Below are 24965 nucleotides of genomic sequence, written 5' to 3'. Positions count from 1 at the left end.
TTTATTAATCTAAAGCGATTTGTCCTTCTCTGCAAAGATCAAGGATTTCGTCTACTTTTTCTATCGTTAAATTTTCATGAAAGAATTTCCCCAACTGCATCATCGGAGCATATCCGCAAGCGCCTAAACATTCTGCAGGCTTTAAGGTAAACATTCCGTCTTCCGTAGTCTGTCCGTCTTTAATATTCAGTTTGGTTCTGATATGGTTAAGGATTTTTTCGCTTCCTGAAACCATACAAGGCCCTGTTCTGCAGACTTCCAACACATATTTTCCTACCGGCTTCATGTTGAACATGGTATAGAAAGTGGCTACTTCATATACTTCGATAGGTTTAATACTCAATAATTCTGCAACATAATCCATTACTGGAACGTCTAACCAACCGCCGAATTCTTTCTGGGCTAAATGCAATACAGGAATAAGCGCAGATTTTTGCCTGCCTTCAGGATATCTTGCGATCATTTTATGCACCTGTGCTAAACTTTCCGGTTTAAAAGCTATTGTTTCGCTCATTTTTATCTAAGATTAAAGAACATTAATAAAGAATGCACTCTGATTCTGTTCTAAATTCAATTTTATATTGGAGTGATGAAAGTATTTTATGTTTCATCTTTTTTCTAAATTCTTTTTATGCGTCTAATTCTCCGGCAATAATATTCATACTGCACATGGTAACAATCGCATCTGAAATCACAGAGCCGGTAATCATCTCAGGGTAAGCCTGATAATAGATGAAACAAGGTCTCCTGAAATGCAGTCTGTAAGGACTCCTTCCACCATCGCTCACTAAGTAGAAACCTAATTCTCCGTTTCCGCCTTCTACTGCATGGTAAACTTCACCTTTAGGTACATCCGTTTCTCCCATTACAATTTTGAAATGGTAAATTAATGCTTCCATTTTCTGATATACATCTGCTTTTTCAGGTAGATAGAAATCAGGAACATCCGCATGGAACGGACCTTCCGGAAGATTTTCGTATGCTTGTTTGATGATTTTGATCGATTCCCAGATTTCCTGCTGACGAACCATGAAACGGTCGTACGTATCTCCGGAAGTTCCCACCGGAATGATAAAGTCGAAATCCTGGTAAGAAGAATAAGGTTGCGCAACTCTTACGTCATAGTCTACGCCTGTTGCCCGTAAATTTGGACCTGTGAACCCATAGCTTAATGCTCTTTCTGCAGAAATAGCTCCTGCGCCGATGGTTCTGTCCATGAAGATTCTGTTTCTTTCCAGTAGAGTACAGAATTCTTTGAATCTTGGCGGGAATGTTTTAAGGAAATCCTTAATCAACTCATGGAATTTAGGGGTGAAATCTCTTTCAAAACCTCCGATTCTTCCCATATTGGTCGTCATTCTCGCTCCGCAGATCTGCTCATACATATCATAAATACGTTCTCTTTCGATGAACATATATGTAAGGCCGGTAATTGCTCCGGAGTCCATTCCTGTTACACCATTACAGATCAGGTGATCCCCGATTCTTGCAAGCTCCATTAAAATAACACGCATATAGTCTACACGTTTCGGAACTTCAACGCCAATCAGTTTTTCTACGGTCATATGCCAACCTAAATTGTTGATGGGCGCCGAACAATAATTCATACGGTCGGTAAGGGTGGTGATCTGAGCATAGTTTCTTCTTTCGGAAATTTTCTCAAATGCTCTGTGGATGTATCCAACGGTTTGTTCTGCATGAAGGATTCTCTCTCCGTCCATGGTAAGGACATTCTGGAAAATCCCGTGTGTTGCAGGGTGTGTCGGACCTAAATTGAGGGTATACAATTGTCCGTCAATCTGCTCCTTACTTTCGTATTGGTTGAGTATATTGGATAATGAGTTATCTTTCATAATGATTGCTTTTAGCTATTTGCTTCTGGCTATTGGCTAGCTGCCATTGGCCATTCGCTTTTTATCTTCCGAACATTGCATCGTCCTTATCTGTTCTTGTCCCGTCTTCCAGGCGATATTCTTTCAGCATCGGATGATAACCAAGATCTTCCATATTCAAGATAGGTCTCAGATCCGGATGTCCTTTAAATTTAATTCCGTAGAAATCATAGGTTTCCCTTTCCATCCAGTTGGCTCCTGCATACAGATCTACTAAAGAATCTACCTCAATATTTTCTCTGGACATGAAGATTTTAATACGCAGTCTGAAGTTGGTCATCATGTTGTGCAGGTGATATACAACTCCGATTTCTTTTTCAGGGAATTCCGGGTAATGGATTCCGCAAATATCGGTAAGGAAATTGATTTCCAGGGTTGAGTCTTTCAGATAGTGAACGATTTTTTTAAGATCTTCTTTCTTCACCTCAATGGTCAGCATTCCGTAGGGTTCTGAACTTGAGATTACAGATTCCGGAAATTCCCTTGTAATTGCTTCTAATACAAATTCGTTTGTCATTTCCGTTAGTTGCTAATGTTGTAAGAATCTAATAGTTTCTGGTATTCAGGCATATCTCTTCTTCTGATGCTTTCGCTTTCTGCTAGAGCCTGAACCTGCATTACACCTTCGATGATCTGCTCGGGTCTTGGCGGACATCCCGGAACATAAACATCCACGGGAATAATTTTATCGATACCCTGTAAAACAGAATAGGTGTCAAAAATACCTCCACTACATGCACAGGCACCAACGGATACTACCCATTTCGGCTCAGCCATTTGGGTATATACTTCTTTAAGCACCGGGCCTAATTTTTTTGATATCGTACCGCAAACCATAAGTAAATCTGCCTGTCTTGGCGAGAAAGAGTTTCTTTCCATACCAAATCTTGAGGCATCATACGTTGGGTTGAGGGTAGCCATAAACTCAATGCCACAACAAGAGGTTGCAAAAGGCAGCGGCCAAAGAGAAAATTTTCTGGCCATCCCGATTACACTGCTCAGTTTTGTTGCGAAAAACCCTTCTCCTTCAAATCCTTCCGGAGCAGGTGCATCTGTTCTTATTATTGGTTTGTTATCTGACATTTTTTTAGATTTAAGATTTTAATTTTAGATTCAAAATTACTGTTAATGTTAGTTGTACAGTAAACTGAATTGTCTAAAATTGTCATTTAAAATTTCTATTCCTTTTTATTTATCCCAATCTAATGCGCCGCGTTTCCAGACATAGAAGAATGCCATAAAGAAAATCGCCACAAACATAAGCACTGCCAAGAATCCTTCCATTCCGAATTCTCTGAAGTTTACTGCGTAAGGATAAAAAAATACGATTTCAATATCGAATAGTACGAATAATACCGCTGTCAAAAAATATTTAATGGAAAACGGTGTTCTTGCATTTCCTTCTACCGGGACTCCGCATTCCCAGCTTTGGTTTTTCACAGAATTTCCTTTTTTCTGTTTCGGGCCTAAAAAATGCGCGCCAAGCAAAGAAATGGCTACGAAACCTATCGCAACACCTGCCTGTAAAAGGATTGGAATATAACTTTCAGGTAAATTCATTTTTGCATTATTATCTCAATTTGCAAATTTAGGGAATAAACAAGAAAGCATGAAATTTATGTGATTAAAAGTCTCATGAAATTGGATAAAACTTACAATTTAGAATCAATAAAAATAACAGTTATTTTTTCATTTTTTTGAGCAGAGAGAATGCCATAAAGGAAATGTAGCCAAACAGGATGCTGGCATAGATGATATTAATGGCAGTGTCGGTTCTGTCATTTCCTGTTTGAAGAAAAAGATTGAAAATTATAAATCCCAAAATTAAAACTCCAAAAATAATGATATGGGTTTTCATAAGTTTTAAACTTTATAAGTCTGCTTTTTTGTTAAAATTAAACGATATCCAAAGAATATGTTCGTCTTCTTTTATGATTAACCGGATTGTAATCCTGCCACAAAAGCTGAACACTTTTGTTTTCTTCCAGTTCCGGATTTGTTTCCAAATATTTCACACCCTTTTTCCTGAAAATTTTCCATATTTCTTTGAAAATAATAGAAGTTACGCCTCTTCGCTGGTAGTCAGGATGAATTCCTATTAAATAAAAATTCGCCCGGTCGTTTTTCCGTCCTGCCTGTAAAAAGTGCCACCATCCGAAAGGCAGAAGTTTTCCTCCTGATTTTTGTAAAGCTGTTGAATAGGAGGGCATTGTTATCGCAAAAGCTACAAGCTGGTTTTCATCATCAGCAACACAGACAATATAATCTTTATTAATGAGCTTGAAATATTTTTCCTTGTACGTTTTGCGCTGTTCAGCGGAAATTGGTGTGTATGTGGATAAATGCTTATAGGTTTCATCCAGAAGGTCAAACATGGGATCTACATATTCAATAATCTCTTCTTTTGATTTAAAGTTTAAAACTTTAAGTTTGTATTTTTGTGATATTAATTCATTGAACTTATGAATTTTATCAGGAAGTACCTCCGGAAATTGAAGCTCAAATTCTACCCATTCCTTTTCTTTTGTCAAGCCTAAATTTTCAAGGTGTTCGGGATAATATTTATGATTGTAGATTCCGATCATGGTTGCCAGCTTATCGAAGCCCATCGTAAGCATCCCTGCTTTATCAAGGTTGGTGAATCCCATCGGGCCTTCTATTTTTTTGATGCTTTTTTCTTTGGCATAAGCGATTACCGTATCAATCAGTGCTTTTGAAACCTCACGGTCGTCTATAAAATCAATCCACCCGAAACGTACTTTTCTGATGCCCAGTTCTCGTTCTTCTTTATGATTGATCATCACAGCAATTCTGCCAACAATTGTGGTGTCTTTAAAAGCCAGGAACTGTTTCGCTTCAGAATACTGCATGGCAGGATTTTCGGCAGGGTTCCAAATGCTGATTTCATCATTGATAAATGATGGAACGTAGTACGGATTGTTTTTGTACAAATCCATTGGAAATCTGACGAATTGCTTTAACTGATCCGTTGTTTTTACTTCAATTACTGAAATTTTCGACATGGTTTTAAAAGGCAAATTAATAAGCAAAGATAACCAAATAAATGCTAAACTTTGGCACAGTTTTTACATCATCTCGGGTGAAAATATATATAAAGTTACTAAGATGATAGGTTATTATATAATCATTGTGATTTCAATGCTTGTAAGCTGGTGGGTTTCCTATAGGCTCAAGTCGAAATTCGAGTATTATTCCAAAGTGCATCTCCGAAACGGGCTTTCGGGTAAGGAGGTGGCAGAAAAGATGCTGCGAGACAATGGAATTAACGATGTTCAGGTAATATCGGTTCCGGGACAATTAACAGACCATTATAATCCTGAAAATAAAACGGTAAATCTTTCAGAAGCTGTTTACATGCAGAGAAATGCAGCTGCAGCTGCGGTTGCAGCGCACGAATGCGGGCATGCTGTTCAGCACAAGGTAGGATATTCCATGCTTCAGCTTCGCTCAAAATTGGTGCCTGTGGTACAGATCAGTTCAAATCTCATGCAGTTTGTATTGATTGCAGGAATTATGGTTATGGTGGCAACGCGTTCAATTGAAAATCCTTCAGGTAATCGTTTGGTATTGGCGATCGGGGTGATTATGTTTGCGGCAACCACACTTTTTGCTTTTATCACATTGCCGGTAGAGTATGATGCGAGTAACAGGGCTATGAAGTGGTTGAGAGATACAGGTGCCGTAACTGCCGAAGAATATGTAGGGGTAAAAGACAGTTTAAAATGGGCGGCCAGAACTTACCTGGTTGCAGCGATAGGTTCGCTGGCTCAGCTTTTATACTGGGCGTCATTGCTGTTAGGAGGCAGAAGAGATTAATTTTTAAATTTGAAAATAATATGCTGCATTTCGGATAATTTATCCGAAATGCTTTCTTTTTGGGAAAGTTTTACAGAGGCAGTAACGACGCATTGTTCATTGGCGTCAAAGTGTACTACTTTTGCGTCATATTTTGAAAGAAGGGTGAAAATAACATTTTGCTGATCGAAATTGAAATGTATTTCTAATGCTGCCTCAAGCTCTTTAGTGATGATATGGGATTCTTCCAGACTCAGTTTAGCACATTCCTTATACGCTTTTACCAATCCGGAGACGCCTAATTTCGTGCCGCCGTAATAGCGTACCACGATAACAATTACATTGGTGATTTCATTAGCCAGAAGCTGGTTGTAGATGGGAAGACCTGCGCTGCCGGAAGGCTCGCCGTCGTCATTCGCCCGATAATTTTCCCCGTTAAGACCAAGCCTGAAAGCATAACAATGATGTGTTGCTTTGGGATGTTCTGTTCTTATCTTTTCCAATGTATTTTTAAGTTCTTCTTCATTATTTACGGGATAAGCAAATCCTATGAACTTGCTTCCTTTTTCCTTTAATAAAACATTTTCTACGGGTTTTTCTATGGTTTTATATTCAAACAGCATGATCGCTCTTGTAAAATTGTATTAAATTGTCTCTGAATATTTCTGCTCGCTCTGGTTTAATGTGAAATTCCGGAGCTTTTGTACCGTTTTTAAGTTTCAGATTCTCATTAATAATAACAATCGCTTCATCCCAAAGATCTTCATCAATGAATTGCTGCAAAGTAAACCTGCCTCCTTCAATAATCACCGACTGAATTTGTTCTTTGTACAAAGCATTCATCAGCTCATTCAGATAATTTTCTTTATTGATTTTTATGAAACGGGTATTTTCTTTTTCTTCATCTTTAACCGCATTAATCACAATTGTCTTTGCTTCTTTATTGTAAATGTTGAAATCCTGCGGGACTTTCAATTCAAAGTCGATCAAAATTCTTACAGGATTTTGGCCCTCTACGTTTCGTACAGTGAGAGCAGGATTGTCATTCAAAGCGGTCTGTGTGCCTACAAGAATGGCGTGCTCGTCTGCTCTCAATTGATGAACAAACTGATTAACCAAAGAATTTGAAATGGAAACCGGTTTAAAATCTTTATCCATAAAACCGTCACCAGATTTCGCCCATTTCAGAATGATATAAGGCCTTTTCTTTTCATGGAAGGTGAAAAACCGTTTGTTTAATTCAATGCATTCTTTTTCAAGAACTCCTGAAATGGCGTCAATTCCGGCGTCCTGGATGATTTTTTTTCCTTTTCCGTTTACTTTGTCGTGAGAATCCATCGCACCGATTATCACTTTTTTAAAGCCTAATTCTTTGATTTTTAAAGCACAAGGCGGTGTTTTTCCATAATGTGCGCAGGGTTCCAGCGAAACATAAATCGTAGATTGCGGAATCAGGGACTTGTCCTGAACGGAATTAATAGCATTGATTTCCGCATGGTTTTCGCCTGCTTTATGGTGGTAGCCTTCACCGATAATTTTGTCATTGTGTACAATAACACTGCCGACCAAAGGATTGGGATAAGTTTTCCCTAATGCTTTGCTCGCAAGAGCGATACATCTTTTAATATAAAATTCGTCCTGCATATTGAATGAAAAAAGCGAAGACAAATTACTTTGCTCCGCCTTTCTTTATTTTAAATCTTTTTATTCTCCTGCAATAATGCTGTGAAGATTTTGTTTTAATGTTTCCAGATGAGCTTTTTTCTCGTCAATGGTGTCAAAAGTTTCCTTTAAAAGAGGATTTTCTTTTGACGGATTCTTAAAGAATGAAAGGTTATTTTCCAGTTTTACAATTTCAGCTTCAAGATCGGAGATCTGGCTTTTTATTTTTCTTGCTTTATCAGTTAGCTGGTTTTCAGATAATCCTTCTTCTTTAAGCTCAAGCTCATTGATTTTATTGAGCTTCAGTTTTTCTCTCAATGTCTTATTAAACTCTGTGTTGATTGAAATTTTATCTCGCGGAACTTTTCCGATATTGTTCCATGCGGTTTTTATGGCTTCAATCCTTTCAATGCTTCCTTCTTCGTTGGTTACTGTTTTCAGTTCATCAAGAAGTACTTTTTTATTTTTATAATTTTCTTTCCAGTTATCGGTAGATGCGTTGCTTTTTTCTCTGTAATTGTTGAAAAATGCATTACAGGCATCACGGAACTCGTCCCAGATTTTATTGGTCATGCTTTTCGGAACATGCCCAATTTTCTTCCAGTCTTCCTGAAGTTTTTTAAATAAAGGAACTGCAATATCCCATTCTTCATTGTTCTGGTTGTCTTTTGCTGTCTGGATAAGCTTTAGCTTCTCTTCCAGGTTAGCCTGCTGAGAGCCCTTCAATGATTTGTAGTACGTATTCTTAGTGGTATTGAAACCTCTTAAGGTGGTTTTGAAATCATTCCAGTTTTGGTTGGAAAGTTTTCTCGGCACACTTCCGGTTTTTAGGAATTCCGATCTTAATTCTTCTACTTTTTTAATGGCATTTTGCCAGTAGTTGTGGTTCGGGTTTTCAGAGGGTTCCGAGAGTTTCTTAATTTCAGCGATAATCTGATTTTTCTTTTCAAGATTTTCGTTTTGCTCTGTTTCGATAGCTGCCGAAAGCTCAGACTTTCTTTCGTGGATCTTATTGGATATTTCCTTAAATTCTTCCCAGGTTTTTTCACGGAATTCTTCGGCTACAGGCTCTGCTTCTTCTTTCCACAGTTTGTGAAGATACTGAAGCTCATTCAATGCCTTTTGAATTACAGGCTCCTGTTCAAGCTGTTTTGCACGCTCAATAATATGCTGCCTTTTTTCAAGATTGTGGCTGTATTCCTGTTCAAGAAATTCTTTGTTGAGATCAAGCATCTGATAAAATTGATTCAGATGATGGAAATAGTTGTTATTAAGGATTTTGAATTCAGACTTTGCTACCTGTCCGGCTTTAGACCAGTCTTCCTTAATTTCTCTTATGGATTTGAAGAGATTGACTCCCGGCTCAGAATTGGTGTATAAATTTTTCAGTCTTTCAATAATATTCTGGCGGTGCTCCAGATTTTTCTTCTGCTCTTCTTCCTGGCCTTTCTGGTAAGCATCGTGCTTTTCCCTGAAAATATTTACCAATGCTGAAAATCTTGCCTGCGAGGGATGTTCGTAGCTGAAATTTTCCGGGGCATTTCCGGCATCAGTGTATTCGTGTTTTTTGTCTTCCACTTCATCATGGATGTAATGACTTGCTTTCTCTTTAAGCTGGTTGAATTTTTTGAAATCTTCACCAGCGTTGGGAGCATTGATGATTTTCTCCATCTCCTTCAGCGTATCAGCAAGCGAAAGCTGCACCTCTTCATGCTCTTCATCATGCTCATGCTCTTCAGCATGCGTGGTTTCGTTCTTGGGTGTTACGTCTTCTGAAGTTTCTTCCGAAGATTCCGGAGTAAAATTTTTGTTTTCCTCGTTTTCAGAAAGATTGTTTTCTGTAATCATAGCAAATCGTTTATTGTGAGTGGCATTAAAATATATCTTCTAAATATATAGCAAAAAGCCAAATATAGCACTAATTTATGTTATTTTTTTTGAAAATTCCAAATTTCCCAGGCTTTTTCTGCCTGTTGTTCAAGCATGTAATATCCATTCACTGTTTTTGCTCCTTTTTCTGAGGCTTTGATGATGAATTGCGTATAGCTTGGGTTGTAAATTAAGTCAATAATTAAATGATCTTTTGTGATGCCATCAAAAGGAAAATCCAGGCAGTCTTCAACATTCGGAAAAGTGCCTACCGGAGTACACTGAATGATAATTTTGCGATTTTCAACCATTTTACTGTCAAGACTACTATAATTGATTTCCGTGGTTCTTGACACTGTAACAGACGGGATGTTATTCTTGTCCAGAATATATTTTACGGCTTTTGCTGCACCACCGTTTCCTAATATGATGGCAGATTCCTGATGGGGTTTTTTATGAAGAAGCAGTGTTTTTTCAAACCCGAATGCGTCTGTGTTGTAGCCTGTTTTTTTTCCATTTTCAATTAAAACGCAATTCACCGCACCTATTTTTTTTGCCTCATCGCTGAGTTCATCCAGATAGTCGATGATTTTTTCTTTGTAAGGAATGGTAACGTTAAATCCTATCAGATCTGGAACAGAGAACAGCTCATTCACTTCATTAATATCCGTTAAATCAAAAATCTGGTAAGAATATCCTTTCAGCATCAGCTTCTGAAATTTGTCTTCAAAGAATTTTTTAGAGAAAGAATACGAAATGTTTCTTCCGATAAGGCCTAATTTTTTATTGGAATCCATAGGATAAAAATAAAAAAAAGACCGGAAAAAACCGGTCTCTTATATAAATATTTTTTAGGTTATTCAACCACAAATTTCGTGGAGAAAGAATCTGTTGCAAGGATATAATTTCCTTTTGTTAAACCTTTAAGATTTATTTTATTTGAATTTTTGAAAGGATTTTCAATAATCTGAATAAGCTTTCCAGAAAAATCAAAAATCTGAGCTTTTGAGATTGTATTTAGATTTTCGCCTTTTACAAACAGTTCATTGTTTTTTACAGGATTCGGGTAAACGGTGAAACCTTCTTTGTTTCCGGAATTTTCTGCTGTACCCAATGTGCTGTAGCATGTCCAGCTTAAATCATCGATTGCGACTCTGTTTCCTGAAACAGGATTTGTAATTTTAATCACAACATTTCCGCTCACATTAATATTATTGATGGTGAATGTCCCTATGGTTGAGCTATAAGGGATTGTTCCTACCAGTGTTCCGTTTATCTCAACATTTAAAGAATTAGAAGATCCTGAAAACTTCAGTTGTGTTGTTGCAGTTAAGCTTTGAATACCTCCTGTTGCTGTAGTAGTGTTGGTAAGATATCCATTTTGAATGGTAATCGCCTTTCCATTAACTGTCTGATCGGTTCTAGCATCTGTAGCGGTCCATGAAATATTGTTGCCGGTCCATGTTCTTATAGAATAACCTGAAGAATTTGCCGGAATATTTGAAAAATCTTCTGTTCCGCAGCTTCCGCCCGGCTGTCCTCCTGCAAGAGTTGTTCCTGAAGCGGTATTGCTTGCTGTAGAAGTGTTTCCTGCGGCGTCTTTAGCAATTACATAAAAATTGTATGTTGTTGAAGGATTTAATCCCGAAACAGTTGCGGTTGTGCCGGTAACGGCTGCATAAAAAGTGCCGTCTTTGTAAATGTCATATGCAGCAACGCCAATATTGTCTGTAGAGGCAGTCCAGCTTAGAGAAATTGTATTTGAAGTAGGGTTGCTCGCTGCTAGATTGGTTGGAGCAGTAGGTGCCTGAGTGTCAACAATTGGTGTTCCCCAAATCTGATTTACATATTCAGGATGGTCGATATAAGGATTTCTGTTTCCCTGGTAGGTGTAGGATTTGTCGTTTCTTTTGATCTCAGTAGCCGAAACAGGATCTGCAGCATGCCAGGCTAATAACTGGTTCAGTTCCCATGTCTGTAATCCCGGAAATGCAGAGCCTCCTAACATGTTTCCCGTTGTAAATCCTGAAAGCTGAGATTCATATCTTGTTACAAAATATAAAATCATTCTCGCCACATCTCCTTTGAAGGCGTCGATAGGTTCAAAAACAGTTCCCGAATATCCTGGAGAAACCGAGTTTCCTAATTTTGAGCCGTTTTGAGAAGTGTAGCTTGCGGTTCCTACTTTTCCGAAAGGGTAGTTTGATCTTATCCCGTTTACTTTCCCGTCTGTAGGCCTGATAAAATGAATATCGGAAACCATTGGTGGGGCTTCATTAAATAAACTTTGCGGAACAATATGTTCTCTGTTATAACAATCACCTTCTCCGGAATAATTTCCACACTGTCCTGTTGGATAATTGTAAGTGTAAGGATCTGTACCGTTGGGGTTTTCAGAATAAATATCTAAAATCGTATTGTCGTTTTCATATCCGGATTGTGCAATATTGTCGCGGTCGGTAGTTTGGTATGCTCCCCATAAACCGCCGTAGCCGTTATCGACATGCCCGTTTGTAATAATTTGTTTAAGTTTGGTCTTTAGCGTGGATCCGGTAAGGCCTGCTGTCCCATCGTAATATCCGGCAGGAATCTGAGCAAAAGCATTGATAAATGCAAAGCTCATCAATAAAGAAAATAAAGTACGTTTCATTTTTTAAAATTGGGGCGTAAAGGTACGAAAAAATGAACGTTTAATGTATTAACTTTTAGTAATGTACTCTTTGCCGATTTTAGAAAACACCCATGAAATACCAAAACCAAAAAGCGCTGCAGTAACTGAAACGATCAAATAATTTTTACCTACAATTTTTACAGGGAAAGGCAGTGTTTCATTTGCCCTGAAGAACTCGGTATACTGCTGGAAAAAGCAAAGGGTGGTTCCAAGGATAAGCCCGGAAATAATTCCTAACACAACGATGAGGATTCCGGTATAAAAGTAAATCTGACGGAGATGGCTTAAAGGTAATCCCAAAGATACCAGGGATTTCGCCTGCTGCTTCTTGTCAAGCTGTAAAATAATGATCGCTCCCGCAAGGTTAAAAGTTGTTATGAAAATCACCAGTGCGAAAATTAAGTAAATGAAAAGTTTTTCAGTATTAATCATTTTCCAGAACGCTGCATTTTCTTCTTCTTTGGTTTTAATGTCAACATTTTTTCCTAATGAAGATATGAGCTGTTGTTTTACAGAATTGACGTTATCAGGATTTTTAAGCTTGATGACAATCTGGTAAGCAGAATGTTTCGGAAGGTTGAGCAATTCTTCCGTGAGCTCGATTGGTGCAATGATATAATTATCCAGCTGGTCTTTTCCCGGGAAAACTCCTGTTACCAGAATATCTTTTTTGTTATAAATATCTTCTTCTTTATTGATAATTCCGGTTCCCGGTTTAGGCATAAATAAGGTGGCATAATCCGAATTGGAAGATACCGGTATAGAAAGCCTGTTATCCAGGGAGTTTTCCATAAGAACCTCATTGGAATACTTAAAACCGGGATAGGCGCCATAAAAAATATCCTCATCAATAGGATTTACCTTTATGTAGGCAGAATCCACTCCTCTGAGATAAGCAATATCGCCTTTGCCGTTATAGCTGATGTAGACTTTTTCTTCGATCACTCTTGAAAAGTGACTGATTTCTTTATTGTTTTTTAAAACTGAATTTATTTTATCGAAATCTTTCAGGGTTTTCCCCGAATTGCTTTTAATGGTGAGGTCTGCGTGAAGATTGGAGATGAGTTCTTTGTTGAGATCTTCCAATCCTGAAAAAACAGAAATAATAACAAACATTGCTGTAACGGCAACCGTCATTGCACCTACCGCAAGCCATGTAATAAAGGTAACAGCGGTGCTCCCTTTTTTTGCCAAAAGGTATCTGGATGCTATATAAAATGCAATGTTCTTCAAGGGGTTACAGAATAGGGTTATCGCCTTCGCCTCTTAATTCTCTGTCTAATTTTTCAACATCATCAAGAGTAGTATCTAAATAAAAATTAAGATTAGGAATGACACGAACCTGTTTTGCCATTTTCTGACCAATGAAATTTCTGTACTGCGCTTTGTTTTCTTCTATTTCCTTCATTACGGCAGCACGGAATTCCTGAGGGAAGATACTGAGATAAATTTTAGCAATCCCCAGATCTGCCGTTACTTTTACATCAGATACTGATACCAAAATACCCTGTCCGCTTTCCGCAGCCTGTTTGCGGAAAAGCTCTGCGAAGTCTTCTTGTATAATTTGTGCTACTTTTCGTTGTCTGTTGCTTTCCATAAGTTGTGCAAATTTAGTACTTTTGTTTGAATTGATCCTTTGAAAATTTGAACGTTTATCAAATTTATGACTTAATATATAATTTATGAAATTAGAACATATCGGTATTGCCGTAAAATCTTTGGGAGTTTCCGACGAGCTTTTTGCCAAGCTTTTAGGAAAGGAATCTTATAAAAAAGAATCTGTGGAAAGAGAAGGGGTAGTTACCTCATTTTACGCAGCAGGAGAAAGCAAGATTGAACTGCTGGAAGCCAGTAAGCAGGAGAGTCCGATCTCAAAATTTATTGATAAAAAAGGTGAAGGTATTCATCATCTGGCTTTTGGAGTTGATGATATTCTGTATGAGGTGGGAAGGTTAAAAAAAGAAGGATTTGAATTTATTTCCGAAGAGCCGAAGGAAGGCGCTGATAATAAATTAATTGTCTTCCTGCATCCGAAATGCACAAACGGTGTGTTGGTAGAACTTTGTCAAGAAAAGCAATAAAAAATTTTGTAGTGCCGGAAATTTTGTTATTTTTGCAGTCACAAAATCCAACCAATTTTGCGGTCCTATAGCTCAGTTGGTTAGAGCACCTGACTCATAATCAGGTGGTCCCTGGTTCGAGCCCAGGTGGGACCACTGGAAATCAGACACTTACGAATGCGTATGTGTCTTTTTTTATGTTGTTACAAGAAAGTTGCAAGAATTCCTTCGAATTTCCTATAAGTACTTTTAAAATATACTATCTTGCATTTGAAACTATAACGAAAACTTATTACTTATGGATGAAGAATCCCCTAACAAGATCAATGGGTATATCAAAAATATCTTTTTTATTTTATTGTCAATTGCATTTTTAATTGCATTTGTTTCTGAAATAGAGACTTTTTTTAAAAGTGAAATTTTTAATTGGTTTTATTATGTCGATTCAAATGGATGGTTAGATTTTTTTATTATAATTATAGGTCTCTTTTATGTTTCTATTAAAGTAAAAGAATGTCAATTTGAAGTACCAAATGAAAAACTTACCTTTTTATTCTGTTTTGTAGTAGGTTTTTACACTTACGAGAGGTTTTTTAATTCGAAATTTCCATTTACGCATTTTACATGGAAAATCTTTTCAAAAATTGTTTACCTCGATTTTCTATATGTTTTCTTACTCTTGCATTTGGCAAACTATTTAAAATACTTAATTCCCTCTTCTAAAGATCCTATTAATAACGTTTTGTTGGAAGACCTGCCTCTAAAGAAAAGTGATGAAGATGAACTTGATGGGATTTTCCAAATCACCGCTGATAAAATTTATAGTATTGTAAAGAATAATAAGTTTAAAAACTCCTATACCATTGGGGTAAATGGAGAGTGGGGGGATGGAAAGACCTCTGTTTTTAATATTGTGAAAAAGAATTTAGTAAATGAAGATATAATTATAGTTGATTTTAATCCGTGGATGGGTTTTGATAAAAAAGTACTTATCAAAGATTTTTTTAATTCTGTTTCTGAAAAATTAGGATCTGATTTATCTTTGGAGATTTCTAAATATGTTGATGAAATTCTTAGTAATGGAGAAAAATCTGGAATAATTAATTTTGTCAAATCTTTAGTAAAGAAAGATGAGAGTATTCATTCTATTTATACTCAGATAAATAAAAAGATAGAACTACTAAATAAAAAAATTGTTGTTTTTATTGACGATGTTGATCGCCTTGATCGAGAAGAAATTTTTGAATTATTAAAATTAATAAGGAATACTGCAAACTTTAGTAATGTTTTTTTCATAGTTGCCTATGATAGAACTTATGTAAATGAAAGTATTAAACATCAAAGTTCAGAAACAACCGTCAAGTATCTTGACAAGATTATTAATGTGGAAATTAATCTTCCTTACTTTGATAAGTTTTTATTAAAAGATTATTTTTTACGAAAATTGGAGGAATTGGTGCCTAAAGATTTTACTTACAAGATTAAATCTTTTAAAGAAAGATATGATAAAGATGCTTTTATATTTGATCTTGGTTTAGGTTTTAATGAAAATGACTTATTTATTTATTGGTTAAATAATTTTCGTGAAATAAAAAAAATTCTAAACTCATTAGTAGTAAATTATTCCCATATGTATAAAGATGTTAATTTTCATGATATAATTTACTTGGAGATTCTGAAATTAAAACATCCTTATCTATATAGATTAATCTTTGCGAAGAATAAAGAAATTTTTAAAATTCATTCTAATGTTAACTGTTATTTTTTTGCACTAATTGATGAAGTTAAGGCAAGGGATAAAAGATTTAAAGAAGTATTTGAAAGAAACAAACAGACTGTAGGAGAAAGTAAAGAAAAGTTGTTAACTGTATTCGAATTCTATTTAGATGAATATTGTAAAAAAAATAATATTAACAATATTGAAAGAGAACAGATTTTAGATTTAGTTAAAAGACTTTTTCCGGAAGAAACAAATAGTATAGTGGGGTATGATGTTGACAGTAGAGACAGAGAAGGTTACCTCTCTGTTCGATATGTCTCAAAATTTGAACGATATTTTTCCCAAGTAATATTTAATTCAAATATAAAGGAACAGGATTTTGATAATTTTTTATTACTACCATCTTTAGATGTTATTCCACAAATTACAAACTGGATCTCAGAGGATAAGATTAAAGATATTAGTTGGAGGTTAAATAGATTTGATACTTTTGAAAGTGGTCGTGAATATCGTAATGTAATAATTTCATCATATTATTTACTCTATTTAGATATTGCAGGTAACTTGATAGATTTTAATGTGTTACTATATAAACTTGTTGATAAGAATTGGGAAGAATTATTAGGGAGTATAGAGGGGGCAAAAGAATTTTTTAAAGACTTATTTACGGGTAATGATAATGATTCTCTTAATAAATCGTCTACTGTATTATATGAACTTTTAAAGAAAAACAAAAGGAGAACGGACGGTAAATTTCCTTTAAGTGATGATGAAATTAATGAGATTTTAAGAAAGAATGTTCAAAAATATTTGGAAAATAATATTTCATTTATTAGAAATTTTTGGAACATCTATTATAAAAGTTTAAAATTAGAAAGTACAGGAAAAACTCCGGATATTGGTGTTGTAAACGATCTAAAAAAATCTTTAAGTTCTGTAGAGCGTTTAGAGGATTTTGTGGCGAGTTTAATTACAAGTTATGGTTATGAAGGGTATCGTATAAGACATGACGATATTCTTGATATTTTTGCTTCTTATGAAGGCTTTGAGGATTTTATTTTCAAGAATAATGAAAATTCAGAAGTTATTTCTGAATTTAAAAGATTTTATTTTGAAATTAAGGACAATAATTGGGATGGAATTAATTTTCAATTTGAAAAAATTAATATCGATCATTTAAATTAATTTAAATTGACACAGTTAAGAATTTATATTTGAACTTCCTTTATTTTTGTCTTTTTTATTCATATCTGCAATAATAATACTTCTTGCAATATTTAAATCATCATCTATTTTTAAAACTAGTGTAACCAATAATTTTAATAAAATATTATAATCATTTTCCTGTTCCTTTTCATCGTGGCTATTTGTAGCATGTACATATTTATTTCTTAACCATAAACCATTTGAGAATCGATTATTAAGATAGAAATTAAAATAATCTTGTTCAGATTTAGAGAATAATGAACCTGAAAAAGTAACCATTTTTTGTATTTCCATTTTGTCTATTTCATTTCTGATATTTTCTGGGAAATACCAATAACTCATAACATCATTATTCCGTAAGATACCAATTACTGTAAGCAATTTTTCATTGTAAGGTTTTATCCATCCATTTTCGTCAACTTTAAGATAGTTTTCATCAATAAATTGTTGTACATAAAATTTGCGATTGTTCTCAAAATCCTCCATTGTAATATTTTCTGAGGTAATAAGATGAAAGAAACAAGTATATTTTTTGCCATACTTTTTATAATTAAATAGAAAACTTGTATCAGCGAAAAAATTATGACTTAATTTTAGATATTCATCTCCTATTGGATAAACATACTTTCTTTCCATTAATGATGGAATTTTCTCAAATCCTGACGTTTTCGTGGTAACCTGCAATAATTCAAAATCTATATGATCATCATGCACATACAGTTTGTACTGTTCTATCAACGATTCAAATTCCGGTACAATTAAACGGATTTTTTCTAATGGAGTACCTGAGAGAGTAGGAAGGTATAATTTGAAGCCATTAATATTGAATTTAGTATTAATATAGATGTTAACAAAATGTTCTAAAAGGTTTTCAACGTTTATATTAATAGATTCTAAAAAATGAGTGTAAATTTGGAATTTCAATGTGCTAATTAAAGTCTTATCCTGAAAATGGGCAGATATTAGAAATTCATTTTTAGATCTCATGAATACTTTTTCAAGAGTATCAATCTGTGCTGATTTTGAAACAGAATTAATACATCCTTGAAAATCTAATAAACCAAATATAGATCTAAAATTCTTAAACAATGAAATTTCATCGATATTTTCTAATAATCTCTTTTCGCTATATGAAATTATTTGTATACCATCTTTAAAAGTGATTTTCGAAACTTCTTCCTGGTCTTTAGAAAGGGATACGCCTCTACGTACTACTGTTGCATTATTACTATCAAATAGTTCATCATTTAATTTGTTTGATAATCTTTTTGCTTTAAGACGCGTTTTATCACTGATTTTTAAAAATTCTGAATCTTTATTTTTTTCTATTAATCTAATATAATTAAGATTTACGTTTTCAGAATCGATATAATTATTGATTAAATTCTCTCTATCAATGAGAGTAAGAGATTTGGGATAGAATTTTTCCTTTGGTCTACTATCATGGTTCGATTCATAGTAGTTTAAAAGGTTTTCCGCATTTCTTTCATTTGATAAAAAATAATCACGAATTTCTTTGTCGAAAAAAAGTACAATCCTATTACAGTAGAGAATGTCATTAATATCAAATTTTTGTTTTAAGAATAATAGTTTTAAATCTGAAGATTTGATCTTTTTATAGATTTCAAATCGGTTTACTAATAGCCAAAAAGATTCACAATAATTATAATCAATACTATCATAGAAGTCAACAATCTGTTGCGATTCCAATTTATTGAAATAAAGATTAATATCTTTCTTAAAATTTTTAATCTGCAAATTATATTCTTCTATTTTATCGTCATTCCATTCATGGTGAGTAAAACCATTATCTATATAATTGCAGATGTGATGAAGTTCAAGAATATCATTAATAGAATGAGACGATTTTTTGTATGAATTATTTTCGAAAAATTCATTAATTTTATTCATCATAGGATATGATATCAAATCTTCTTTTGAGAAAAATACTATTCTATTCATAAATTATAGTCTGGTATTTTAGCTAAGTTTTTCCTCTTCTTCTTCTTTTAATAAAAAATTGATTTTAGCTTGCTTTCTTATTATGTCTAAAAATGTTCTATTTCTTGCTTCTGCATCATAGATTAAAGTTTTAGCACTAACCACAAAAACCGAAACACCAATCTTATCATAATTCCTATGATAAATCGGATGTTCAGACGAAAATAATGGTATAAAATCATCCTGTAATAGTGCTTCTGAGAATTTATAATCAATATCTGTGATTAAATAACCATATACTTCATCAATTTTTTCTCTTGATTTAAATGCCTTTAAATATTCAATTAATTGTAGAATACCTTGGTGCTTCTTTCTATGGGATTTATTCTTATATTCAAAAGGTTTTAATTCTATTAGAACAGACTTTAAACGATCCGGGGATAGTGGATTATGTGAAAAGAAAAGTGAAAGATCAGGTTTATCATTTAAAATATCAATTTCGTCTTTTGACAAATCAATATCTTGTAAAACATCAGTAATTCTACGGTCACTTGCTGCATACGAATAAGTGGTAAATCTATCATCTAGAAGCCACAGATTATTTTTTCCTACACTAAAATAATCATCCTTCGTGTATCTTTCCATGAACATATTGTGAATAATTGATTCCACCTTTTCACCTTTATCTACAAGGCTTTTTAATCTTTCAATTACAATTACTCTATCATTCACATAAGATACCAATTCATTTTGTGTTAATTGGATTGCTTCATTTAGTTCAGTGTCAGTATAACTGGCTTTTCCTGAATTTGTAAGAACTTTTTCTTTAGCATTATCAAACTTCTTTTTTGCTTTATCAATGATATGTCGTTTATCTAGAAAACCGGCTAAATCTATATCTTCAGATTCTATATATTGGGTTAGATAAGGTCTTTCATTATGAATTTCTCTTAATTTCTCTTTATTTATTTTTTCGGTTTCTGGCACTCCATCTTTTACTAATTCACTAAAAATTTTTTTTATTTCATTATTAATAGTATCCCAAGATAATGTTGAATACATATCTTTTTTAACCGGAAAAATATCAAAATCATTTCTTTCATTGTTAGATCTTTCATCTAAATACTCTGATTCTAAAAGCATAAAACCAGAATAGCCATAAGGCATTGATATTTTTAAATCTTTTTCATGGAATTCGCATACAGTTCTATTATTTGCACAGTAATACGCATTTAAATTACCAATATTATTAGAAATTTTGTAATTTAAATTGAATAATATGGAATTCCCTAAATAATTTTTTATTTCGAAAGGTATATTAGTAAAATTGGGAATATCTTCCGGTGAGATCTTTATAGTAGTACCATCAAATTCATTTATGAAGTGAATGTTAACATTTACTCCCTTTTTTTGATAAAAGAATAGTGTTGGAATTAGATTCATTAAAACCTTATTTCTGATATCATCAATATCTAAGAGAATCCGTCTGTCAATTTTTTTATCAAAATCATAGTAAGTTTTATTTATATAATTTAAGGAAACTTCTGTTTTATTTTCCGTACAATCACTTTCAGATTTGTTTATGTGATCAGTATCAAAATCAAAATCGAATTTAAATTTTCTAATTTCACCTACTGACGGAATATAACTTGAGTAATTTACAAATTCATAAACTTTTAACAAAACAAATCGTCCAACACCTTTACATCCTAAATCTTTTTTATATTCGGATCTATACGTGGAAAAAGAATTATAATTTTTATCGGTTAAACCGTCACCATTATCGACTATTCTAATTGTATTTAATTTAGGAGGAACATATTCATCGCCTTCGAAAGGGTTGTCGTTTGTATTTAGATAACATTTTATATCCGTTGCATTGGCGTGTATGGAATTAGTAATTAATTCAAAAATTACATCATATTGATTGACTCTTGAACTAATATCTTCAGTGACAATTCTACTTATTGAAGCTAACATTTGGCTCATGCAATGTGAAGTTTAAGGAGAGTAAATCTAAACAATTAGTATAACAAATAAAAATTTATATGAAAACATATTTTAATAAAGTGTTAAGATTTTAAACGCTTTTTGAGATCATATAAAATTCGATGTTTGGATTTAGGAGTCATAAATCCATTTACAGAACTTTAATTATATTAATTTATCATTTACTTTAAAAACAGTTTCCGTATCTAGACTGTCGAGATAATGTTTTGTAACTGTTGTATTTGAATGTGTTAGCATTTCAGAAATTAAGTCAATAGAAACTCCATTTCTTCTCAGTACTGTTGCATAAGAATCTCGGGCGGTTTTTAATTGAAGGGTAATTGATAAATTGAGTCTTTCAGATATTTGCTTGAGAGATTTATTGACATTTTTTCTAATTTTCCGGTTCATATAATCAAAGTTTTCATCAGTGTAGCCATCTTTTAAAAACCCAAGTAGAAAAGGACTGTTCTTATCACCAACTTTACTTATAATATTTTCTACTTTTTGATTTATTGGAACAACAATTTCCTGTCTCATTTTTTTTCTGGTATTCTCTGTTTTCTTTCTGAAAAATACAAAACAGTTACCTTTTCTCTGATCCCATCTTAGTCTTAAAAGATCGGCAAAGTTGATACCATTGCAACGGTACAATAATTCCCAAATATCACGAGCAAACTCTTCATCACTACTCTCAAATTCGTCAAGGTTTATAATCTTAGAAATTTCATCATTAGTAAAAACTTGTTTTTTCGGGAAATATTCACAAATAGAATAACCACCTTTTCCAAAGGGATAAAAATAATGGGCTGGCAATATGTTTTTCTTTTTCATAAAATAATTTATTACCGTTCGGAGATCCCTAAAATTGGAATTTATTGAAGAAATTGATACGCCTTCTTGTAATCTTTTGCGCTCAATTTTTTTCAGAAATTCCGGTGTTATTTCCATAATTGTCAAGTCATTATATTCTCTAGTAAAAACATTTTTTGATTGTTTAATATGAATTTTCGTTCTAATACTTAAATGTCCATTTTCATCACAATATATTGTAAATAAGTCATTTAATTTTAATGTTAATTTTGGATCTTTCTGATTTACTTCTTCATCTTTTCCAAAAAAAAGTTTTTTTATTAGATTCCGATCAAATGTTCTCAGTTCTGAAATTATTTTTTCAACTTTGGCAACCTGTTCTTGACAATTTTTACGAAATTCTACCATTCTTATCTCCATTTCCTTTTTTACAAAAATTTTTACGTACTGCGCTTCTGTCATTTTTGAAATATTGAGATATAGTTGATTTTTTCCATCAATTACACGGATGCTGAGATTATAACTTTCTTTTTTTAGTTTAATTCTTTTATCCAAAATTAAGGTACAGGTTGCCATATTGATTATATATTTAAAGTTGGAAAATCTTCTTCAGGTGCTATATGTTTACCGCTGTTGTTTATCCAATTGTTTATCTCTGTTTTATTGAAAATTAATTTTTTACCTATTTTTCTGTATGGTATTTGTTTTCGCGATACTTTCGAATAGATAGTTGATTTCTTTAAGGGAATATAATTCAATAGTGAATTAAGGTCCATATATATACATTCTTTCATTGATTTTATTTTTAAAAAATCAAAGACGTAGGCAATGCTACGCCTTTGATGGGAATTATCAAAATATTAATTTTATCATTTTCATTTACTCTCAAACAAATCCTCGTCAATAAAATTTTTAAAATAGTATTTTCTGTTCAAAATTGTTTTCGGTAGCGATTTATAAATAAAGTCATAATCTTCACAAAATATTGGCGAAAGTGGTTCTTTAAAATATTTTAGCTGCCACATTTTTTGTTTGTCTCTCTCTAATTCGCTACAATATTCGAATAGATGCAAGTCGTCAATTTCTAGAGTTACCGGATCAGTAAACTTGTTAGCGTTTTTATACATTAATTTGGAGATCATTTCATATGGGTTATAAACGATGCGACCGTCATTTGTAACGCCAATTATCATTTCATGAAAATCTTTATCTGGAATAAAGATTGATTTTGGATAATTTTTTTTAAGTTTAGAAGAATATTTCTTCCTTGTAAATTGTATTATATTCATTTTATTTTTAATAGTTATACCTAAAATTTGCACATTAGCTATCATATACTCATAATATTTATAATTATTAGTTGTATAATAAAGTTTTTTGGGAGTGAAAAGTCACCACATAAATGATGACAATATCCTTATGGTAAGTCGATAAAAAGTACTTATTTTAGGTAAGTTTTGTTAGTAAATTACACCTTTATTTCGACTGTCGAATATGATGGAAATGTTCCTACGTCCATAATAATATTGTCGTCATAACAAAATAATGGTTCTTTGCGAATACAATTAGAATTGGTAATGTTTATATTTCTTAAAGTATTCATTGATTTTTCAATATAGTCCAGAATATTTTCCACCGAAGGCGAATTAATATTTCCTTTGATATACTCATTTTCGTAGTTTCTAATTATTGAATCAATATTGTAAATAGATTGATTATCTTCAGTAATCCCTACTAATGTTTCGTATACCAATTGTTCAGTTATTAAAGGATCAGGTAAAACCCCTAGGTCCTCTGCATCATAACAGATAATTTTTTTAGTTTTCATTTTTAAATTCTTAAAATAAATCAAGTTTGGAATTGTAAGGCAAGTCATTAACAAATACTGGTGATATATCTTTTTTCGAAGATTTGCAGAAACTATAAATTAGTAGGTCTGTAATTTGGAATGATATATATTCTGCTTTTTCTGGATCGTTATAAAGTTCGTAATAATCCGCTAGAATTATATCCTTTATTCGTTTTACACTGTAAATTGTTCTATTATTATTAGTAGTACCAATAATTGCGCTGTCGTAAATATGATACAATTTGTTAGAATTATTATTCATAATAGTTTTATTAATTTTTATTGTTTATAAAGTTTTTAGACAAAAAAATTGCTCTTAAAATTCTCATATTCACCATCAATATCAGTGAGACGTTGTTTTTCTGCTTCATAATCCCATATTAAAATACTTTTTTCAAGATAATCTGTAGGGGCATATTCCCCTCCAAGTAATTTCCAGCTAATGGATCTTTCAATGATAGGATCATCTGATATTGCTTCACCGTAATGCAATCGTCGGTCTACAATGTAATCTATTAAATAGGGAACATGATAAACTGATTTCATATTGTCACTTATTCCAATAAATCCTTGCCCATAAAAAGGATACTGTACATTTGGATATTTATTTGATAGATTTTCCGAAAAGTCCATTCGCATAAATTCTTGCTTTATGATATTTCCGTAATATAAATTATAATTTTCTTTATCGAGTCTATCCATAACTTTTATTAGTGATATGCAAAGTTCCTTGACAATACTCAATTCATTTAGTGTTTTATTTTTTCTATTTAATTTCATTTTCTTATTTATTAAGGTTGTTGTATAAATTAAAAATTATTTTGGGTAATACCGTACTTATGTAATCTTCTACAATAAATTCCTCACGTCTTTTTTCGCTTTCTTCATCCCATATGATGATACAGCCATCATTACCATCTTGTGGGTACTCTTCTTTAAGTGAGTTCCAACATAATTCCCTTTCTTTTGTCGGGTCAGGATTGGGATCTTCATATAATAATCTGTACTCAGCATATAGGTCCACCAAATTGCAGGCATGATACACCGCCTTATTATTATCTGAGATGCCTATAAACCACATGCACCGAAAGGAAGTTTTATAAATTTTAGTTTGATTTCTTCAGAAAATTCTAATCTTTCGAAATTAATATTATAGCTATTTGGGTAGAGTTTTGCGAAATTTTTAAGATCGTTTGACTTACTTTCATCTAAGAAATGTAAAAGCGGGCGGTTCGTGAAAATTAAGTTTTCATCCGAATTTTTTTGTTTTTTCTCGTTTTTCATTATATAAATATTAAATATTAAACCATCCGGGATCCCTTGGATGGGTTTCATATTAATATAATAGCCGTAATTTTTTGGAAAACCAAATTTATTTTAATAAATATTTAAAAATAAAGTTGTTTTTATAAACATATATTTTTTAATATTCCCTTTTTGCTGCGAATAAATCTATTTAGGATGTGTTTTTTTTACT

General features: G+C 33.0%; 26 protein-coding genes and 1 tRNA gene. 4 read left to right on the top strand and 23 right to left on the bottom strand.

Going from position 1 to position 24965, the window contains the following annotated elements; translation table 11 throughout:
* Window positions 1-4: 4 nt before the first annotated feature.
* The 7 genes from SOP96_RS02810 to SOP96_RS02780 form a co-directional block, all read right to left on the bottom strand.
* Complete coding sequence (locus tag SOP96_RS02810; protein ID WP_123852551.1) at window positions 5-514, bottom strand: NADH-quinone oxidoreductase subunit NuoE family protein; 510 nt, start codon at window positions 512-514, stop codon at window positions 5-7.
* A 115-nt stretch (window positions 515-629) separates the two neighbouring features.
* Complete coding sequence (gene nuoD / locus SOP96_RS02805; RefSeq protein ID WP_326319705.1) at window positions 630-1853, bottom strand: NADH dehydrogenase (quinone) subunit D; 1224 nt, start codon at window positions 1851-1853, stop codon at window positions 630-632.
* Window positions 1854-1914: 61 nt separating this feature from the next.
* The gene (locus tag SOP96_RS02800) at window positions 1915-2409 is read right to left on the bottom strand and encodes an NADH-quinone oxidoreductase subunit C (protein ID WP_326319704.1); all 495 of its coding nucleotides are present in this window, start codon (window positions 2407-2409) and stop codon (window positions 1915-1917) included.
* 5 nt (window positions 2410-2414) lie between these two features.
* Complete coding sequence (locus SOP96_RS02795) at window positions 2415-2975, bottom strand: NADH-quinone oxidoreductase subunit B (RefSeq protein ID WP_066441001.1); 561 nt, start codon at window positions 2973-2975, stop codon at window positions 2415-2417.
* A 105-nt stretch (window positions 2976-3080) separates the two neighbouring features.
* Window positions 3081-3452 carry an NADH-quinone oxidoreductase subunit A gene (locus tag SOP96_RS02790; RefSeq protein ID WP_326319703.1) on the bottom strand — a complete coding sequence of 124 codons (372 nt, stop codon included), beginning with the start codon at window positions 3450-3452 and terminating at the stop codon, window positions 3081-3083.
* Between the two features lie 121 nt (window positions 3453-3573).
* Window positions 3574-3750 carry a hypothetical protein gene (locus SOP96_RS02785; RefSeq protein WP_326319702.1) on the bottom strand — a complete coding sequence of 59 codons (177 nt, stop codon included), beginning with the start codon at window positions 3748-3750 and terminating at the stop codon, window positions 3574-3576.
* 37 nt (window positions 3751-3787) lie between these two features.
* On the bottom strand, window positions 3788-4915 hold the full coding sequence (locus SOP96_RS02780; protein WP_326319701.1) for a GNAT family N-acetyltransferase: 1128 nt from the start codon (window positions 4913-4915) through the stop codon (window positions 3788-3790).
* Between the two features lie 103 nt (window positions 4916-5018).
* Between SOP96_RS02780 and SOP96_RS02775 the strand changes: the two genes are divergently transcribed.
* The gene (locus tag SOP96_RS02775) at window positions 5019-5729 is read left to right on the top strand and encodes a zinc metallopeptidase (protein ID WP_326319700.1); all 711 of its coding nucleotides are present in this window, start codon (window positions 5019-5021) and stop codon (window positions 5727-5729) included.
* Here the strand turns inward: SOP96_RS02775 and SOP96_RS02770 are convergent.
* The 7 genes from SOP96_RS02770 to SOP96_RS02740 all read right to left on the bottom strand — a co-directional run bounded on the left by SOP96_RS02770 (window position 5726) and on the right by SOP96_RS02740 (window position 13507).
* Window positions 5726-6331, bottom strand: a complete 606-nt coding sequence (locus SOP96_RS02770; RefSeq protein WP_326319699.1) for an IMPACT family protein — start codon at window positions 6329-6331, stop codon at window positions 5726-5728. The genes SOP96_RS02775 and SOP96_RS02770 overlap by 4 nt on opposite strands.
* On the bottom strand, window positions 6321-7352 hold the full coding sequence (ribD, locus tag SOP96_RS02765) for a bifunctional diaminohydroxyphosphoribosylaminopyrimidine deaminase/5-amino-6-(5-phosphoribosylamino)uracil reductase RibD (RefSeq protein ID WP_326319698.1): 1032 nt from the start codon (window positions 7350-7352) through the stop codon (window positions 6321-6323). Before ribD ends, SOP96_RS02770 begins: the two co-directional genes overlap by 11 nt.
* A gap of 60 nt (window positions 7353-7412) precedes the next feature.
* A complete protein-coding gene (locus SOP96_RS02760; protein ID WP_326319697.1) occupies window positions 7413-9218 on the bottom strand; it encodes a DUF349 domain-containing protein in 1806 nt (601 codons plus the stop codon).
* Between the two features lie 80 nt (window positions 9219-9298).
* Complete coding sequence (locus SOP96_RS02755; RefSeq protein WP_326319696.1) at window positions 9299-10036, bottom strand: shikimate dehydrogenase family protein; 738 nt, start codon at window positions 10034-10036, stop codon at window positions 9299-9301.
* Between the two features lie 59 nt (window positions 10037-10095).
* Window positions 10096-11889 (bottom strand): endonuclease, encoded by a 1794-nt coding sequence (locus SOP96_RS02750; protein ID WP_326319695.1) that lies wholly within the window; start codon window positions 11887-11889, stop codon window positions 10096-10098.
* A 48-nt stretch (window positions 11890-11937) separates the two neighbouring features.
* Window positions 11938-13143: an ABC transporter permease gene (locus SOP96_RS02745; RefSeq protein WP_326319694.1), complete on the bottom strand. Its 1206-nt coding sequence runs from the start codon at window positions 13141-13143 to the stop codon at window positions 11938-11940.
* Between the two features lie 4 nt (window positions 13144-13147).
* Window positions 13148-13507 carry a ribosome-binding factor A gene (locus tag SOP96_RS02740; protein ID WP_072885499.1) on the bottom strand — a complete coding sequence of 120 codons (360 nt, stop codon included), beginning with the start codon at window positions 13505-13507 and terminating at the stop codon, window positions 13148-13150.
* An 85-nt stretch (window positions 13508-13592) separates the two neighbouring features.
* On the opposite strand from SOP96_RS02740, the gene mce reads away from it, so the two are divergent.
* The 3 genes from mce to SOP96_RS02725 all read left to right on the top strand — a co-directional run bounded on the left by mce (window position 13593) and on the right by SOP96_RS02725 (window position 16875).
* Window positions 13593-13991, top strand: a complete 399-nt coding sequence (gene mce / locus SOP96_RS02735) for a methylmalonyl-CoA epimerase (protein ID WP_326319693.1) — start codon at window positions 13593-13595, stop codon at window positions 13989-13991.
* A 61-nt stretch (window positions 13992-14052) separates the two neighbouring features.
* Window positions 14053-14126: transfer RNA gene (locus tag SOP96_RS02730), tRNA-Ile, on the top strand.
* Between the two features lie 142 nt (window positions 14127-14268).
* A complete protein-coding gene (locus SOP96_RS02725) occupies window positions 14269-16875 on the top strand; it encodes a KAP family P-loop NTPase fold protein (RefSeq protein ID WP_326319692.1) in 2607 nt (868 codons plus the stop codon).
* Between the two features lie 15 nt (window positions 16876-16890).
* Here SOP96_RS02725 and SOP96_RS02720 read toward each other — a convergent pair whose 3' ends face one another.
* The 9 genes from SOP96_RS02720 to SOP96_RS02685 form a co-directional block, all read right to left on the bottom strand.
* Entirely contained in the window at window positions 16891-18858 is a 1968-nt protein-coding gene (locus SOP96_RS02720) for a hypothetical protein (protein WP_326319691.1), read from the bottom strand.
* 18 nt (window positions 18859-18876) lie between these two features.
* Window positions 18877-20826 carry an ATP-binding protein gene (locus SOP96_RS02715; protein ID WP_326319690.1) on the bottom strand — a complete coding sequence of 650 codons (1950 nt, stop codon included), beginning with the start codon at window positions 20824-20826 and terminating at the stop codon, window positions 18877-18879.
* 165 nt (window positions 20827-20991) lie between these two features.
* Window positions 20992-22215, bottom strand: a complete 1224-nt coding sequence (locus SOP96_RS02710) for a tyrosine-type recombinase/integrase (RefSeq protein WP_326319689.1) — start codon at window positions 22213-22215, stop codon at window positions 20992-20994.
* 5 nt (window positions 22216-22220) lie between these two features.
* Window positions 22221-22415 (bottom strand): helix-turn-helix transcriptional regulator, encoded by a 195-nt coding sequence (locus SOP96_RS19965; protein WP_394363622.1) that lies wholly within the window; start codon window positions 22413-22415, stop codon window positions 22221-22223.
* A gap of 99 nt (window positions 22416-22514) precedes the next feature.
* The gene (locus SOP96_RS02705; RefSeq protein WP_326319688.1) at window positions 22515-22973 is read right to left on the bottom strand and encodes a hypothetical protein; all 459 of its coding nucleotides are present in this window, start codon (window positions 22971-22973) and stop codon (window positions 22515-22517) included.
* Window positions 22974-23107: 134 nt separating this feature from the next.
* Complete coding sequence (locus tag SOP96_RS02700; protein ID WP_326319687.1) at window positions 23108-23467, bottom strand: hypothetical protein; 360 nt, start codon at window positions 23465-23467, stop codon at window positions 23108-23110.
* A 318-nt stretch (window positions 23468-23785) separates the two neighbouring features.
* Window positions 23786-24268 (bottom strand): hypothetical protein, encoded by a 483-nt coding sequence (locus tag SOP96_RS02695; RefSeq protein ID WP_326319686.1) that lies wholly within the window; start codon window positions 24266-24268, stop codon window positions 23786-23788.
* 4 nt (window positions 24269-24272) lie between these two features.
* On the bottom strand, window positions 24273-24512 hold the full coding sequence (locus tag SOP96_RS02690) for a hypothetical protein (RefSeq protein WP_326319685.1): 240 nt from the start codon (window positions 24510-24512) through the stop codon (window positions 24273-24275).
* Between the two features lie 44 nt (window positions 24513-24556).
* Complete coding sequence (locus tag SOP96_RS02685) at window positions 24557-24772, bottom strand: hypothetical protein (RefSeq protein WP_326319684.1); 216 nt, start codon at window positions 24770-24772, stop codon at window positions 24557-24559.
* Between the last annotated feature and the right edge of the window lie 193 nt (window positions 24773-24965).

Origin of the sequence: Chryseobacterium salviniae (assembly GCF_035819015.1) — a bacterium.
Taxonomy (GTDB): Bacteria; Bacteroidota; Bacteroidia; order Flavobacteriales; family Weeksellaceae; genus Chryseobacterium; species Chryseobacterium salviniae.
This window is presented reverse-complemented; position numbering and strand designations above follow the sequence as displayed.

What these genes read in the sequence shown, in the direction of transcription:
- SOP96_RS02720 (WP_326319691.1), bottom strand. Translation starts at nt 18,858, where the DNA reads ATGAATAGAATAGTATTTTTCTCAAAAGAAGATTTGATATCATATCCT.
- SOP96_RS02810 (WP_123852551.1), bottom strand. Translation starts at nt 514, where the DNA reads ATGAGCGAAACAATAGCTTTTAAACCGGAAAGTTTAGCACAGGTGCAT.
- nuoD (WP_326319705.1), bottom strand. Translation starts at nt 1,853, where the DNA reads ATGAAAGATAACTCATTATCCAATATACTCAACCAATACGAAAGTAAG.
- SOP96_RS02770 (WP_326319699.1), bottom strand. Translation starts at nt 6,331, where the DNA reads ATGCTGTTTGAATATAAAACCATAGAAAAACCCGTAGAAAATGTTTTA.
- SOP96_RS02775 (WP_326319700.1), top strand. Translation starts at nt 5,019, where the DNA reads ATGATAGGTTATTATATAATCATTGTGATTTCAATGCTTGTAAGCTGG.
- SOP96_RS02760 (WP_326319697.1), bottom strand. Translation starts at nt 9,218, where the DNA reads ATGATTACAGAAAACAATCTTTCTGAAAACGAGGAAAACAAAAATTTT.
- SOP96_RS02750 (WP_326319695.1), bottom strand. Translation starts at nt 11,889, where the DNA reads ATGAAACGTACTTTATTTTCTTTATTGATGAGCTTTGCATTTATCAAT.
- SOP96_RS02755 (WP_326319696.1), bottom strand. Translation starts at nt 10,036, where the DNA reads ATGGATTCCAATAAAAAATTAGGCCTTATCGGAAGAAACATTTCGTAT.
- SOP96_RS02695 (WP_326319686.1), bottom strand. Translation starts at nt 24,268, where the DNA reads ATGAAATTAAATAGAAAAAATAAAACACTAAATGAATTGAGTATTGTC.
- SOP96_RS19965 (WP_394363622.1), bottom strand. Translation starts at nt 22,415, where the DNA reads ATGGACCTTAATTCACTATTGAATTATATTCCCTTAAAGAAATCAACT.
- SOP96_RS02715 (WP_326319690.1), bottom strand. Translation starts at nt 20,826, where the DNA reads ATGAGCCAAATGTTAGCTTCAATAAGTAGAATTGTCACTGAAGATATT.
- SOP96_RS02780 (WP_326319701.1), bottom strand. Translation starts at nt 4,915, where the DNA reads ATGTCGAAAATTTCAGTAATTGAAGTAAAAACAACGGATCAGTTAAAG.
- SOP96_RS02740 (WP_072885499.1), bottom strand. Translation starts at nt 13,507, where the DNA reads ATGGAAAGCAACAGACAACGAAAAGTAGCACAAATTATACAAGAAGAC.
- SOP96_RS02790 (WP_326319703.1), bottom strand. Translation starts at nt 3,452, where the DNA reads ATGAATTTACCTGAAAGTTATATTCCAATCCTTTTACAGGCAGGTGTT.
- SOP96_RS02685 (WP_326319684.1), bottom strand. Translation starts at nt 24,772, where the DNA reads ATGAAAAACGAGAAAAAACAAAAAAATTCGGATGAAAACTTAATTTTC.
- ribD (WP_326319698.1), bottom strand. Translation starts at nt 7,352, where the DNA reads ATGCAGGACGAATTTTATATTAAAAGATGTATCGCTCTTGCGAGCAAA.
- mce (WP_326319693.1), top strand. Translation starts at nt 13,593, where the DNA reads ATGAAATTAGAACATATCGGTATTGCCGTAAAATCTTTGGGAGTTTCC.
- SOP96_RS02705 (WP_326319688.1), bottom strand. Translation starts at nt 22,973, where the DNA reads ATGATAGCTAATGTGCAAATTTTAGGTATAACTATTAAAAATAAAATG.
- SOP96_RS02800 (WP_326319704.1), bottom strand. Translation starts at nt 2,409, where the DNA reads ATGACAAACGAATTTGTATTAGAAGCAATTACAAGGGAATTTCCGGAA.
- SOP96_RS02795 (WP_066441001.1), bottom strand. Translation starts at nt 2,975, where the DNA reads ATGTCAGATAACAAACCAATAATAAGAACAGATGCACCTGCTCCGGAA.
- SOP96_RS02725 (WP_326319692.1), top strand. Translation starts at nt 14,269, where the DNA reads ATGGATGAAGAATCCCCTAACAAGATCAATGGGTATATCAAAAATATC.
- SOP96_RS02710 (WP_326319689.1), bottom strand. Translation starts at nt 22,215, where the DNA reads ATGGCAACCTGTACCTTAATTTTGGATAAAAGAATTAAACTAAAAAAA.
- SOP96_RS02785 (WP_326319702.1), bottom strand. Translation starts at nt 3,750, where the DNA reads ATGAAAACCCATATCATTATTTTTGGAGTTTTAATTTTGGGATTTATA.
- SOP96_RS02700 (WP_326319687.1), bottom strand. Translation starts at nt 23,467, where the DNA reads ATGAAAACTAAAAAAATTATCTGTTATGATGCAGAGGACCTAGGGGTT.